At 68.1% G+C, this 13533-nt stretch carries 12 protein-coding genes; 9 read left to right on the plus strand and 3 right to left on the minus strand.

Going from position 1 to position 13533, the window contains the following annotated elements; genetic code table 11:
- Positions 1-231 precede the first annotated feature (231 nt).
- A complete protein-coding gene (locus AC27L4_RS25510) occupies positions 232-1179 on the plus strand; it encodes a family 2A encapsulin nanocompartment shell protein (protein WP_487145333.1) in 948 nt (315 codons plus the stop codon).
- A 141-nt stretch (positions 1180-1320) separates the two neighbouring features.
- Positions 1321-3216: a family 2A encapsulin nanocompartment cargo protein cysteine desulfurase gene (locus tag AC27L4_RS25515; RefSeq protein WP_487145334.1), complete on the plus strand. Its 1896-nt coding sequence runs from the start codon at positions 1321-1323 to the stop codon at positions 3214-3216.
- A 76-nt stretch (positions 3217-3292) separates the two neighbouring features.
- Here AC27L4_RS25515 and AC27L4_RS25520 read toward each other — a convergent pair whose 3' ends face one another.
- A complete protein-coding gene (locus AC27L4_RS25520; RefSeq protein ID WP_487145670.1) occupies positions 3293-3946 on the minus strand; it encodes a N5-glutamine methyltransferase family protein in 654 nt (217 codons plus the stop codon).
- 253 nt (positions 3947-4199) lie between these two features.
- Here AC27L4_RS25520 and AC27L4_RS25525 point away from each other — a divergent pair, with 253 nt between their 5' ends.
- Positions 4200-4982, plus strand: a complete 783-nt coding sequence (locus AC27L4_RS25525) for a 5'-methylthioadenosine/adenosylhomocysteine nucleosidase (protein ID WP_487145335.1) — start codon at positions 4200-4202, stop codon at positions 4980-4982.
- A gap of 23 nt (positions 4983-5005) precedes the next feature.
- Here the strand turns inward: AC27L4_RS25525 and aac(3) are convergent, their stop codons facing one another.
- Entirely contained in the window at positions 5006-5821 is an 816-nt protein-coding gene (aac(3), locus tag AC27L4_RS25530; protein ID WP_487145336.1) for an aminoglycoside 3-N-acetyltransferase, read from the minus strand.
- A gap of 73 nt (positions 5822-5894) precedes the next feature.
- Positions 5895-6872 carry a serine O-acetyltransferase EpsC gene (gene epsC, locus AC27L4_RS25535; protein ID WP_487145671.1) on the minus strand — a complete coding sequence of 326 codons (978 nt, stop codon included), beginning with the start codon at positions 6870-6872 and terminating at the stop codon, positions 5895-5897.
- 301 nt (positions 6873-7173) lie between these two features.
- Here epsC and AC27L4_RS25540 point away from each other — a divergent pair, with 301 nt between their 5' ends.
- The 6 genes from AC27L4_RS25540 (at position 7174) to AC27L4_RS25565 (ending at position 13511) form a co-directional block, all read left to right on the plus strand.
- Positions 7174-7854, plus strand: a complete 681-nt coding sequence (locus AC27L4_RS25540; RefSeq protein ID WP_487145337.1) for a hypothetical protein — start codon at positions 7174-7176, stop codon at positions 7852-7854.
- Between the two features lie 704 nt (positions 7855-8558).
- Positions 8559-9764, plus strand: coding sequence for an ABC transporter substrate-binding protein (locus AC27L4_RS25545; RefSeq protein ID WP_487145672.1), 1206 nt, complete (start codon positions 8559-8561; stop codon positions 9762-9764).
- Positions 9765-9855: 91 nt separating this feature from the next.
- Positions 9856-10737: a carbohydrate ABC transporter permease gene (locus AC27L4_RS25550; protein ID WP_487145338.1), complete on the plus strand. Its 882-nt coding sequence runs from the start codon at positions 9856-9858 to the stop codon at positions 10735-10737.
- 2 nt (positions 10738-10739) lie between these two features.
- On the plus strand, positions 10740-11564 hold the full coding sequence (locus AC27L4_RS25555) for a carbohydrate ABC transporter permease (protein WP_487145339.1): 825 nt from the start codon (positions 10740-10742) through the stop codon (positions 11562-11564).
- Between the two features lie 30 nt (positions 11565-11594).
- Complete coding sequence (locus tag AC27L4_RS25560; RefSeq protein ID WP_487145340.1) at positions 11595-12698, plus strand: ABC transporter ATP-binding protein; 1104 nt, start codon at positions 11595-11597, stop codon at positions 12696-12698.
- Between the two features lie 39 nt (positions 12699-12737).
- Positions 12738-13511 carry an SDR family NAD(P)-dependent oxidoreductase gene (locus AC27L4_RS25565; RefSeq protein WP_487145341.1) on the plus strand — a complete coding sequence of 258 codons (774 nt, stop codon included), beginning with the start codon at positions 12738-12740 and terminating at the stop codon, positions 13509-13511.
- Positions 13512-13533: the final 22 nt, after the last annotated feature.

Here is a 13533-nt window from a genome sequence, read left to right on the forward strand (position 1 = left end):
CACGCCGGGGACGGGAATCTCGACCCTCGCCGTCAGGCCCGGCGGCTGCATCGGGCTCTGATATTTACTCCACGCCTGCGAAGACGACATCGAGTATATAAAAAAATTAAACAGTATATATAAGAATACACCCGAAATTCCAATCGATTTTGGAAAAATACTCTGCGCAATTATCTCTTTGTAGAATATTTTACTCTTGCCGAAACCGTGACGCCTGACCAGGAGCTGTTCATGACCGACGAACCTGCCGTCCGCAGGACATTGAGCGAAGCGGCTGCCAGGCAGCTTGCCAATGCCACCAAGACCCGTGCGCAATGGTCTGGCATCACGCCGCGCTGGCTGGTGTCCTTCCTGCCCTGGACGCCGGTGGAGGCCGGCATCTACCGGCTCAACCGCGTCAAGGAGGCGGGCGGCGAGATCGACGCGGAGGTCGAGTGCTCCCCTCGCCGCGACCAGGACCCGGATCTGCCCGAGACCTTCGTCGACTATGAAGACGCGCCGCGCGAATATTCACTCAATGCGGTGACCACCGTCCTCGATGTCCAGACCCGCGTCTCCGACCTCTACAGCCACCCCTACGACCAGATCCAGGAGCAGTTGCGCCTCCTGATCGAAAAGGTGAAGGAGAAGCAGGAAGCCGAGCTGATCAACAACGGCGAATACGGCCTGCTTGCCAACGCCTCCGCCTCGCAGCGCATCAAGCCGCGCACCGGCGCGCCGACGCCGGACGACCTCGACGAGCTGATCGCCCGGGTCTGGAAGGAACCCTCCTTCTTTCTCGCCCATCCCCGGGCCATCGCCGCCTTCGGCCGCGAATGCACCCGCCGCGGCGTGCCGCCGCCGACGGTGACGCTGTTCGGCTCGCCCTTCCTCACCTGGCGCGGCCTGCCGCTGGTGCCCAGCGACAAGCTCTTCGTCGACGACAAGGGCAGGTCCAGCATCCTGCTGCTGCGCACCGGCGAGAAGAAGCAGGGCGTGGTCGGCCTGTTCCAGCCGGGCGTGCCGGGCGAGGTGCAGCCGAGCCTGTCCGTGCGCTTCATGGGCATCAATCGCAAGGCGATCGCCTCCTACCTCGTCTCGCTCTACTGCTCGGCGGCGGTGCTTTCGCACGACGCCCTGGGCGTGCTGGAGGACGTCGAGGTCGGCAAGTACCACCAGTACCCCGACAAATATGCATGAGGCCTGCCGGCCCGGCCACGGCCGGCTGGAACCGGACGGCGATGCCGGCATCGCCGTCCTGCAGGATACCGCCCGCCCCGCCTGGCGGAGCCGAGGGTCCTGCGCATCTCTTGAAATCCTGGCCCCAGGGAGCTCGGGCTCATGTCGTCACCCACCCCGCCGTCCGTCCCGTCCTGGCCCGATCCGGACGCGATCGCCCAGATGGCCAACGCCCTGTTCCAGGCCTCGCCCGGCGCGGCCCCCGGCCTGCCGCTGGCGCCGACCCCGCCGGCCTCGCCGCCAAGCCCGGCGCTCGCGCCCGCTCCCTCGGTAACGACCACCGTGGCGCCGCTCGCGCCGGCCCGCCCGCCCATCGGCCCGCCGGACGTACCGCCGGTGACCATTCCCTCGGTCGTGCCGACACCGACCGTCCCGCCGCCGACGCCGCCGGCATCGCTCGTCGACACGGTGCCGGTCTCAGGCTCGCCTGCCTCGCCTCCCGGCCTGCCGCAGCCCGGCGGCTCGCCCGGCCCGTTCCTGCCGCAAGTGCCCTCGGCCTTCGACCTCGGCGATCTGCCGCAATCCCTGCGCCAACTCCTCGCCTTCGTGCCGCAGGAGCACGCGCCCCCGCCCGTGGCCGTGCCCGCTGTCGTGCCGGAGCCGCCCGCCCCGCCTGGCGCGGCGCCGGCCAGCCAGCATATGCCGCGCGACGGCTTGACCTTGCCCCCGACCGAGGCGCCGCGCGCGCCCTCGCCCGATTTCTCCGGCATCGGCGTCAGGACGGGCCTGCGCCCGGAGCTGGTGCCTGGATCCGACGGGCCGCATCGGCCCTTCGACGCCCATGCCGTCAAGCGCGACTTCCCGGCCCTGCAGCAGCACGTGCACGGCAAGCCGCTGATCTGGCTCGACAATGCTGCGACGACCCAGAAGCCGCAGGCGGTGATCGACCGGCTCGCGCGCTTCTACGAGCACGAGAACTCCAACATCCATCGCGCCGCCCACGCCCTGGCCGCACGCGCCACCGATGCCTATGAATCGGCGCGAGAGAAGGTTCGCCGCTTCCTCAAGGCCGGCTCGCCCCGCGACATCGTCTTCGTGCGCGGCACCACCGAGGCGATCAACCTCGTGGCCCAGGCCTGGGGCCGCCGCAATCTCCGGGAAGGCGACGAGATCGTCATCACTTGGCTGGAGCATCACGCCAACATCGTGCCCTGGCAGATGCTCTGCGCCGAGATCGGTGCGCGCCTGCGCGTGGCGCCGGTGGACGATCGCGGCGACGTCATCCTGGAGGAATACGAGAAGCTGCTGTCGCCGAGGACGCGCATCGTGTCGATCACCCAGGTCTCCAACGCGCTCGGCACCGTGGTGCCGGTCGCCGAGATGACCGCCATGGCCAAGCGCCACGGCGCCGCGGTGCTGGTCGACGGCGCCCAGTCGGTGTCGCACATGCCGGTGGACGTACAGGCGATCGGCTGCGATTTCTTCGTCTTCTCCGGCCACAAGGTGTTCGGGCCGACCGGCATCGGCGTGGTCTATGGCCGGCCGGAGGTGCTGGCGCACATGCCGCCCTGGCAGGGCGGCGGCAACATGATCACCGACGTCACCTTCGAGCAGACGGTCTATCAGGGCCCGCCCGAACGGTTCGAGGCCGGCACCGGCAACATCGCCGACGCGGTCGGCCTGGGCGCCGCCATCGACTATGTCGAATCGATCGGCATGGCCGCCATTGCCGCCTATGAGCACGAGCTGCTGGTCCACGCCACCGAGACGATGCTGACCGTGCCCGGCCTGCGGCTGATCGGCTCGGCCCGGGAGAAGGCGAGCGTGCTCTCCTTCGTGCTCGACGGCTGCCGCAGCCAGGATGTCGGTGCGGCGCTCGACCGCGAGGGCATCGCCGTTCGTGCCGGCCATCATTGCGCCCAGCCGATCCTCCGCCGCTTCGGCCTGGAGACGACGGTGCGTCCGTCCCTTGCCTTCTACAACACCCACGAGGATGTCGATGCGCTGGTCACGGCGCTGAAACGTATCCGGAGCGGACGCGGCTACCGGCCCGGATAAGCTCCTGGGCCGGCATGACGCGCCGCCCGACGCAAGCATCGCGCGGCGGGGCGTCAATGACCGCCGCGTGAAGCTGTCAGCCGCGAGCGGCGGCGCCTGGAGCCTCCGGCTTGCGCAGGATCGCGACGCGCGGCGTCCCGGCCTCGTCGCGGGCGAAGGTCATGGCTTCATAGGCCCTGGTCCTGGCGGCCAGGGCCGCGGCCTGCCGGTCCTGCCCCTCGCCGAACTCGAACAGCAGCCAGCCGCCGGGCCTGAGGACATCCACGGCCTCCCGGATCAGCCTGAGCTGGATGGAGATGCCGTAGGGGCCGCCGTCGAAGGCGGCGCGCGGTTCGGCCTCGAGCAGGTGCGCGCGCTCGGTCTCCAGGCGCGAGGTCGAGATATAGGGCGGATTGCAGACGACCATGTCGACCGCCCCGGCAAGCCCGTCATCGGCCAGCGCGCCGAACAGGTCGCCCTGCCGGATGGTGACCCGGTCCTGCATGGCGAGACGCTCCGCGTTGCGGCGGGCCAGGGCCACGGTGCTGTCGGTCAGGTCCGCGGCCCAGACGCGCGCCGACGGGACTTCGGCGGCGATCGCCAGCGCCAGGTTGCCCGAGCCGCAGCACATGTCGACCACGACCGGGCCGGGGTCGCGGTCGCGCAGGATCGCGACCGCGCTGCGTCCGAGCAGCTCCGTTTCCTGGCGCGGCACCAGGACGTCGGGACCGAGCTCCAGCGTCACGGTCATGAAGCGATGCAGGGACGCGGCATCGCCGGCATTGTCGGTTGCGCTGTGCGGCACCGGGGCTTCCTCCCCTTGCGGAATGACCTCCACGACGAAGCTATCACACTCCGGCCGGCAAGTGCCGAAATACATCTGCCGCCTTGCGCCGCCCCGGCCCGGAAACTAGGGTGCGCCTGCCCTTCGACACAGGCTCGGGGATGGCGAAGCGCCGGGGACGGCGCCGGCGCGCATCCGGAGCGACGCGGACGTCACCCCGATGAGCACGGAACGCGCAGACATCCCTCGCCTCGGCCTGGTCGCCGCCCTGCCGGAGGAAGCCGCCGGCCTGCTGGACGAGATGCGGGCCGCACCCGACACCCGCGTCGTGCATCTGGGCGGGCGCGACTACCATGTCGGCCGCCTGTGGGGGCGCGACTGCGTCCTGACCCTGGCGCGCATCGGCAAGGTGGCGGCGGCGACGACGGCCACCGCCCTGATCCATCACTTCGGCGTCACGGGCATCCTGTTCACCGGCGTCGCCGGCGGCGCGGCCGGCCATGTCCGGGTCGGCGACATCGTGCTCGGCGAGACGCTGCTGCAGCACGACATGGATGCCAGCCCGATCTTCCCGCGCTACGAGGTGCCGCTCTCCGGCCTGTCGCGCTTCGGCACCGACGCGGCGCTGAGCCTTGCCCTGGAGCGCGCCGTGTCCGGCTTCCTCGCCGAGGATTTCCCGCGCCTCGCCGAGGCCGCGCGCGCCCGTCTCGGTCAGGCCCGGCCGTCCCTGCATCGCGGCCTCATCGTCAGCGGCGACCGCTTCGTCGCCGGCCACGCCGCGGTGGCGCAACTGCGCCGCGACCTGCCCGACGCCCTGGCCATCGAGATGGAAGGCGCCGCCGTGGCGCAGGTCTGCCACGACTACGACGTGCCCTGCGCCGTCATCCGCACCATCTCGGACACGGCCGACGACACCGCGCATATCGACTTCCCGGTGTTCCTCAGCGAGATCGCCAGCCATTATTCCTACGCCATCGTCCGCCGCTTCCTGGCCGGTGCCTGAGGCTGCCGGTCAGGTCGATCCGGTCAGCCCGCCAGGCGCTCCAGCCAGGCGATCGCGAAGGGCAGGATCCCCGCCGCGTCGACCAGGACCGACGGTGCATGGCCGACACGGCCCTGCCGGCCGGCGCCCGTGGCGAGATAGTCGGTGACGATCCGCTCGATGAAGTTGACCGGCAGGCTCGCCACCGCCGGCTCCGACGTGTCGAACTCCTCGATCACGCGCCAGATCACGCCGGCCGGCATGGCGAAGGGGATTTCCTTGCGCAGGATGCGCTTGCCCGGCAGCCGCGCCAGGTGCTCGGCGTGGTGCAGCAGCGTCATGGTGTCGAGCGGGGCACCGAGCATCAGCACCTTGCCCCGCGCCTCCACCAGCCGGGCGAGCGGCGTGCCCGGGCCGTAGCCGTAGTCGAGCGGATGTTCGGCGGTCAGCCAGTCGGCCCTGGCGCCGATCGCCGTCACCGACGCGCCGGGATTGCCGCTGCGCAGCGCGCCCGGCGTCGTGCGCAGGAACTCGGGCAGGACGCCGTTCTGCCGGGCGCCGCGGGTCGCCGCCGGGTCGAAGCCGGGCACGTGCAGCCGCCATTCCGGGAGCGTGCGGCCGTCGGCGTCGACGAAATCCTCCCAGGGCGCGTCCCAGTCGAGATAGGCCATGACGGTGCCGGCCGGCCCGACCGTCTGGCGCAGCGCCGCGATGACCGCGTCCGGGCCGCCGAGCACCGGGCCGATCCGTCCGCAGGCGGCATGGACCATGACGATGTCGGCAGGCGCCACGCCGAGCCGGGACAGGTCGGCGACAAGCGCGGCACGCGTGATCGGCTGAGCGCCGTCAGCTTGGGGCATGGCGGGACCTCGGGCCTGGGCTCGCCCCCTGCTGGCATGATCAGCCCCCGTCTTGCAAGTGCCGCCTCGCCGATCACTTGCCTGACGGGGCCCCCTCGCGTCCATGGCCGCGGCTGCGGGCCTGGGTCACCTGGCTGCCCGGCGGCACGCTGTGGGTCAGCCAGACATTGCCGCCGATGGTCGAGCCCTTGCCGATGGTGATGCGGCCGAGCACGGTGGCCCCGGCATAGATCACCACATCGTCCTCGACGATGGGATGGCGGGCGACGCTCTTGACCAGGATGCCGTTCTCGTCGGCAGGGAAGTGCCGCGCACCCAGCGTCACGGCCTGATAGAGCCGCACCCGCTCGCCGATGATCGCAGTCTCGCCGATCACCACGCCGGTGCCATGGTCGATGAAGAAGCCCGGGCCGATCTCGGCGGCGGGGTGGATGTCGATGCCGGTCCGGGAATGGGCGATGTCGGAAATCAGCCGGGCCAGCAGGCTGGCGCCGAGCCCGTGCAGTGCATGCGCCAGGCGATGGGAGATGACCGCCGCCATGCCGGGATAGCCGAGCAGGATCTCCGGGAAGTTCGTGGCCGCCGGGTCGCCGCGATAGGCCGCACGCAGGTCGCTGACGACGATGCCGCGAATCCCCGGCAGCGCCCGGGCGAAGGCTCCGACGATGCGCAGCGCCTCGCGCCTGCGCTCCTCTTCGCTCGGTTCGCCGGCGCTGGTGAAGGACAGGTCGAGCCGCACCTGGTCGGCAAGGCTCGCCAGCGCCGTGTCGAGCGTGCTGCCGACGAAATAGTCGATCGACTCCGGCCCCAGCTCCGCGCGGGCGTGATGGGTGGGAAACAGCGCCGCCGTCAGCCCGTCGACGATCGCCGCCAGCGCCTCGCGCGACGGGGTCTGGCGAATGCGGCCGCGATGGCGGATGTTGTGCGTCACCTCGCGCGAAAGGCGCAGTTCGGCCACGACCGCGTCGAGGTTCCAGCGCAGGCCGGGCGCTTCGGCCACCGCGACGTCGGCCGGTTCGGCGTCCAGCCGGGCCTCGCCCGCATTGATCATCGTCATTCGCCGCCTGCCGGAGTGCATCCCTTAAAGTCGACAAAATTTATCAACTTCAGACGACAAACGTCAAGCGACAGGCCTCCGGCTCCCCATGGCCGGTCGGTGCGAACGCCTCCTTGAGCGCGATGCCGCCATCCAGGCGGCTCGAGGGTGGCAGCGGCATCGACGACGAGGCCGCCTCGGCCTCCAACGATTCTCGTCGCGCCCGGCACGGCGCGGGAGGTGCTGCGTCAGCCCGAACCTGGACCGTGGCCGGTCAGCGTCACGGCCGGATCCCGCGGCCAGCCTGGCTTTCGCGATGACGGGCTCACCATTCCGGGGAGCAGCGGGCGAGCACGGCCGTGACGGCCGCGGTGCAGGACAGGATCAGCAGGATCATGACTGTTCCTCGACATCGACGCCGATTGCAGCTATCTTCCCTACGGGAATAAGAGGGGTTGTTATGCGCTATATATTAGCTCTGATATTCATAATGCTTGCAAATCATGCCGATCCATCTCAAATGACGCAAAGCATGGTTGGAACATGGCATTATGATACAGTAGCAGATATCGACGACGACGGCGTCACATATCTGGCGAGACTGGACGGTGACGAAGCCGGCACTGTTTCTGGCCAAAAGATTGTTACGAATCTAGCCATAGAGTGCAGAAAGTTCGGTGAATACAAAATCGGCATAGATTCAAAAAGGATTATCTTCAGCGAAAAGACCAACGGCCTGGTTCGTTTCGACAACGATACCCCGATACAAGTCAGTTACTTCAACCATCAAGGAACATCGTTTCCATATATCAAGCATGTCGGTGACACGTCATTTTCCCGATATGCCATCAAACGCATGAGGCAGATCGAAAAACGGAAGATATATTTCAAGCTTGGCACGAATCGCGGCGATATCGATCTCGAATTCACCTTGACCGACATCAATCGCATTCTCGACAAGCTGGACACGGAATGCCTCCCGAAGGACGCGCCCTAAAGCGTTTTGCGATTTGACGGAATCGCGTCAAGTCGCAAAGACGCGTCGAAACAAGGCGTTGGAGCAAAGCGCGTTTCCACCAAAACGCGCTTTGCTCTAGGCAGCCTCTCGTGGCTCCCGCCACGATTGATTTGGCATTTTCAACGCAAAATCAATGCTGCCCGGACGTACGCGCGCAAGCGGGCTCGAGAGAACCTGCCTGCAGGCTGCTGAAGAGGCTCCCCGGCCCGGCGTGACGGCCATGGTTCACCGGCGGCCTGCCGGCGCCCGCATGGCCGGCGGCCGTTCGGCCGGGGAGCGACGCCGCCTGGCCCGATCAAGGGGGCGAGCAGGGCCGGGCCGACCGGGATCGGCGCCGCGTCCTGGCCGCGCCCGGCCGGGGCACCGGATCGGCCGAGTGCCTTCAAGATCGGTGTTGCAATTTTCTTCTGAAAGATGTTCCATCGGACATGGCCGAGCCGCCCTTGGCCCCCCTCCCGCCGGAGCGCCGGCGTCGAGGGGCGCTCTTCAGAATGCACGCATTGCGGTGCGCCGTCCGGGCCGGACGCGCCGAGCAAGACCAAACAAAGCCCGCAAGACTGTCGCAGAAGGAGGAAACCGTGAAGTTCCTGACCAAGCTCGCCCTGCCGTTGACGGCGCTCCTGCTCGCGGGCGCCGCGGCGCGCGCCGAGACGATCACGATCGCCACCGTCAACAATGACGACATGATCATCATGCAGAAGCTCTCTCCCGAATGGGAGAAGGCGACCGGCAACAAGGTGAACTGGGTGGTGCTGGAAGAGAACGTGCTGCGCCAGCGCGTGACCACCGACATCGCCACCAAGGCCGGACAGTTCGACATCGTCACCATCGGCGCCTATGAGACGCCGATCTGGGGCAAGGCCGGCTGGCTCGCATCGCTGGACGATTTCAGCGACGACTACGATTACAAGGACGTGTTCGAGCCTCTGCGCAACGGCCTCTCCGTCGACGGCAAGCTCTACGCCCTGCCCTTCTATGCCGAGAGCTCCTTCACGCTCTACCGCAAGGACCTGCTCGAGAAGGCCGGGCTGACCATGCCCGACCAGCCGACCTGGGACCAGATCGCCGAGTTCGCCGACAAGCTCACGGACAAGTCCAAGGAGCAGTACGGCATCTGCCTGCGCGGCAAGCCGGGCTGGGGCGAGAACATGGGGCTGATCACCACCATCATCAACACCTTCGGCGGCCGCTGGTTCGACATGGACTGGAAGCCCCAGCTGACATCCGATCCCTGGAAGGAAGCCGTCAAGTTCTACGTCGACCTGCTCAAGCGCGACGGACCGCCCGGCGCGACCTCCAACGGCTTCAACGAGAACCAGGCGCTGTTCGCCAGCGGCAAATGCGCCATCTGGGTGGACGCCACCTCGGCCGCCGGCCGCCTCTACAACAAGGCGACGTCCAAGGTCGGCGACGTGCTGGCCTTCGCCCAGCCGCCGATCAAGGTGACGCCCAAGGGCGCCGGCTGGTTCTGGGCCTGGTCGCTGGCCGTGCCCTCCTCCACCAAGAAGCTCGACGCGGCCAAATCCTTCGTGAAGTGGGCCACCTCCAAGGAGTACGTCGCCCGCGTCGGCGAGACGCAGGGCTGGGTCGCCGCTCCGCCCGGCACGCGCCGGTCGACCTATGACAACCCGAAATACAAGGAGGCCGCGCCCTTCGCCGACATGGTGCTGAAGTCGATCCTGACCGCCGATCCCACCAACGCCACCAAGGATCCGGTGCCGTACAAGGGCATTCAGTTCGTCGCGATCCCGGAGTTCCAGGCCATCGGCACCAGCGTCGGCCAGGCCATCGCCTCGATCCTCGCCGGGCAGCAGGACGAGGCCGCCGCGCTCGGCGCCGCGCAGGACGAAGTGACCCAGACGATGCAGCAGGCCGGCTACATCCAGTAGCCGCCTGCCTGTCGAGGCTCCGGGCGTCCTCCCCGCCCGGAGCCTCCTGCCCCGAAGGCGCGCCTTGCGTCCGGATCTCCTGCGAGGGCCCATGTTCCAGAGGTCAGCCAGTCGCCGCGCCATCCGCACGGGCCCCCTTCTCGCGCCCGCGGTCAGCGTCCTGCTGCTCTGGATGATCGTGCCGCTGGCGATGACGCTGTGGTTCTCCTTCCAGCGCTACAACCTGCAGAATCCGCTCATCACCGGCTTCGCCGGCTTCAACAACTACAAGTACCTGCTGCTCAACAAGACGCTGTGGGTCTCGATCCTCAACACCGTCACGCTGGTCGGCTCCGTGCTGGCGCTGACGATCCTGTTCGGCGTGCTCTTCGCCGTCGTCTACGATGTCGAATTCCCCGGGCGGAACGTCGCCCGCCTTCTGGTGATCGCGCCGTTCTTCGTCATGCCGACGGTGGCGGCCCTGATCTGGAAGAACCTCCTGATGCATCCGGTGAACGGGCTTTTCGCCTGGATCACCCGCTCGCTCGGCCTGGGCGTGGTCGACTGGTTCAGCCAGGCGCCGATGCTCTCCGTGGTCCTCATCGTGGCGTGGCAGTGGATCCCCTTCGCCACCCTGATCCTCATGACCGCCATGCAGTCGCTCGACCGCGAGCAGATGGAGGCGGCGCGCATGGACGGGGCGAAGGGCCCCACGATGTTCTGGTTCATCATCCTGCCGCATCTGCTGCGGCCGATCTCCGTGGTGGTGATGATCGAGACGATCTTCCTCCTCTGCATCTTCGCCGAGATCCTGGTCACCACCTCGGGCGGGCCGGGCAACGCCACCACCAACCTGACCTATTTCATCTATCTCAAGGCCCTGCTGCAATGGGATGTCGGCGGCGCCTCGGCCGGCGGCGTCATCGCCATCGTGCTCGCCAACATCGTCGCCGCCTTTCTGGTCCGCACCGTCGCCCGCAACCTGGAGACCTGAGCATGGCCATGCGCGGATCGAAGCGAAGGGTCGTCTGGGCCGGCGTCGTCGGCTGGCTCGCGGCGCTCGTGATGTTCTTCCCGATCTTCTGGATGCTGCTTGCCGCCTTCAAGACGGAGATCGACGCGGTCGGCCCGCCGGACCTGTTCTTCCGGCCGACGCTGGAGAACTTCGTCGAGGTCAATGCCCGCGCCGACTATCTCTCCTACGCGCTGAACAGCGTGCTCGAATCGCTCGGCGCCACGGCGCTCTCCCTCGCGCTCGCCGTGCCCGCCGCCTATGCCGCGGCCTTCTTCCCGACCGGCCGGACCAAGAACCTGCTGCTCTGGATGCTGTCGACGAAGATGATGCCGGCCGTCGGCGTGCTGGTGCCGATGTACCTCATCTTCCGCGACACCGGCCTCCTGGATACGCGCACCGGCCTCGTCGTCCTCTTCACCCTGTCGAACCTGCCGATCGTGGTGTGGATGCTGTATTCCTTCTTCAAGGACGTGCCGCACGAGATCCTCGAGGCCGGGCGCATGGACGGAGCACGCGTCGGCGCGCAGATCCGCCATCTGTTGCTGCCGCTGACATTGCCGGGCATCGCCTCCACCGCCCTGCTCTCGATCATCCTGTGCTGGAACGAGGCGTTCTGGAGCCTCAACCTCACCGCGTCGCAGGCAGGGCCGCTGACCGCCTTCATCGCCTCCTTCTCCAGCCCCGAAGGCCTGTTCTGGGCCAAGCTCTCGGCGGCCTCGACCCTGGCGGTGGCTCCCATCCTGGTCTTCGGCTGGATGACGCAGCGCCAGCTCGTTCGCGGCCTCACCTTCGGCGCCGTGAAATGAGCCCCCCATCGCCGTTTCCAAGAGCATGACATGGCACAGCTCAGTCTCAGGGACATCCGCAAGTCCTTCGGCGCCGCCGATATCATCCGGGGCGTCGACCTGCATATCGCAGACAAGGAGTTCTGCGTCTTCGTCGGCCCGTCCGGCTGCGGCAAGTCCACCCTGCTGCGCCTGATCGCGGGACTGGAGGAGATCACCTCGGGCGACCTCCTCATCGACGGCGCGCGCGTCAACGACGTGCCGCCCGACGAGCGGGGCCTGGCCATGGTCTTCCAGACCTACGCGCTCTATCCGCACATGAGCGTCAGGGACAACATGGCCTTCGCGCTGCGCCTGGCCGGCGTCGCCAAGGCGGAGCGGGACGCCAAGGTCCACGCGGTGGCACGATTGCTGCAGCTCGATCATCTCCTCGACCGCCGGCCGCGCCAGCTTTCCGGCGGGCAGCGCCAGCGCGTCGCCATCGGCCGGGCCATGGTCCGCCAGCCGAAAGTCTTCCTGTTCGACGAGCCGCTTTCGAATCTCGACGCGGCGTTGCGCGTACAGATGCGCATCGAGCTGGCGCGCCTGCACGAGGAGCTCGGCGTGACGATGATCTACGTCACCCACGACCAGGTGGAGGCCATGACGCTGGCCGACAAGATCGTGGTGCTGCGCGACGGGGTGATCGAGCAGGTCGGCTCGCCGCTTGACCTCTACCACCATCCGCGCAACAGGTTCGTCGCCGGCTTCATCGGCTCGCCCACCATGAACTTCATCGACGTGACGGCGCGGACGGTCTCGGCGGAGGGCATCGGCGTGGAATTGCCCGGCGGCGCGACCCTCGCGGTGCCGGTCTCGGCCGGCGGCATCGCCCCCGGCGAGAAGCTGGCCCTGGGGATCCGGCCGGAGCATCTCTCGCGCGCGCAGAACGGCCATCTGTCCGGCGAGGTGATGGTGGTCGAGCGCCTGGGCGGGCAGACGTTCCTCTATGTGCAGGTGACCTCGTCCGACCTCTTCATCGTCCAGGCCGGCGGCGATGACGGCTCGAGGGTACACGACCGCATCGGCGTCGCCGTCGCCGCTGCAGCCGCGCATCTTTTCAGGCAGGATGGCACGGCGCTCGCCGCCCTGCGCAGGAATCCGCTCGCCGCATGAGGGCGGGCGGCCGTCTCGAACCGCTTCAGGAATGCATCGATGTATCTCGACAAATACAGGCTCGAGGGCCGGACCGCCTTCATCACCGGCGGCGGCCGCGGCATCGGATTGGCCGCGGCCGAGGCCCTGCTGGAAGCCGGCGCCAAGGTCGTCATCTCCGATTGCAGCGAGGAGCTGCTGGCGAGCGCCCGTCGGCAGCTCGCGGCCGCCGGCCACGCCGTCGATTGCGTGACTCTGGACGTCACCAGGCCGGACGAGGTCGCCGGGGCGGCGGCCGAGGCGAACCGGAGGCACGGCGCCGTCGACATCCTCGTCGCCAATGCCGGCATCGCCTGGCCCGACACCCCCGGCGAGGCGATCCCGGACGAGATCTGGCACCGGATCGTCGACGTGGATCTCAACGGCGTCTACTGGTGCTGCCGGGAATTCGCCAAGCCGATGCTGGAGCGCGGCTTCGGCTCCATCGTGACGCTCGGCTCCATCTCCGGCCTGATCTCGAACAAGCCGCAGCGCCAGGCCCATTACAACGCGGCCAAGGCGGCGGTGCACCACCTGACGAAATCCCTCGGCGGCGAATGGGCGGAGCGGGGCGTGCGGGTCAACGCCGTCGCCCCGACCTATGTGGATACGCCGATGTCCAACACCAGCTTCACCGATCCGGCGCGCTTCCCCATCTGGATGGAGATGACGCCGATGAAGCGCGTCGCCCGGCCGGACGAGATCGCCTCCGCCATCCTGTTCCTGGCCTCGGACGCCTCCAGCGCCATGACCGGCGCCACCGTGGTGGTGGATTGCGGCTACACCGTCTGGTGACGGTTCCCCCGCCGGCATTCCC

It is taken from the genome of Labrys sp. Lb11, assembly GCF_057554225.1.

Bases quoted from the DNA above. Each gene is read 5' to 3' on its own strand.
- AC27L4_RS25510 (WP_487145333.1), top strand. From the start codon at position 232: ATGACCGACGAACCTGCCGTCCGCAGGACATTGAGCGAAGCGGCTGCC.
- AC27L4_RS25515 (WP_487145334.1), top strand. From the start codon at position 1,321: ATGTCGTCACCCACCCCGCCGTCCGTCCCGTCCTGGCCCGATCCGGAC.
- AC27L4_RS25520 (WP_487145670.1), bottom strand. From the start codon at position 3,946: ATGACCGTGACGCTGGAGCTCGGTCCCGACGTCCTGGTGCCGCGCCAG.
- AC27L4_RS25525 (WP_487145335.1), top strand. From the start codon at position 4,200: ATGAGCACGGAACGCGCAGACATCCCTCGCCTCGGCCTGGTCGCCGCC.
- epsC (WP_487145671.1), bottom strand. From the start codon at position 6,872: ATGATCAATGCGGGCGAGGCCCGGCTGGACGCCGAACCGGCCGACGTC.
- AC27L4_RS25540 (WP_487145337.1), top strand. From the start codon at position 7,174: ATGACGGGCTCACCATTCCGGGGAGCAGCGGGCGAGCACGGCCGTGAC.
- AC27L4_RS25545 (WP_487145672.1), top strand. From the start codon at position 8,559: ATGATCATCATGCAGAAGCTCTCTCCCGAATGGGAGAAGGCGACCGGC.
- AC27L4_RS25550 (WP_487145338.1), top strand. From the start codon at position 9,856: ATGTTCCAGAGGTCAGCCAGTCGCCGCGCCATCCGCACGGGCCCCCTT.
- AC27L4_RS25555 (WP_487145339.1), top strand. From the start codon at position 10,740: ATGGCCATGCGCGGATCGAAGCGAAGGGTCGTCTGGGCCGGCGTCGTC.
- AC27L4_RS25560 (WP_487145340.1), top strand. From the start codon at position 11,595: ATGGCACAGCTCAGTCTCAGGGACATCCGCAAGTCCTTCGGCGCCGCC.
- AC27L4_RS25565 (WP_487145341.1), top strand. From the start codon at position 12,738: ATGTATCTCGACAAATACAGGCTCGAGGGCCGGACCGCCTTCATCACC.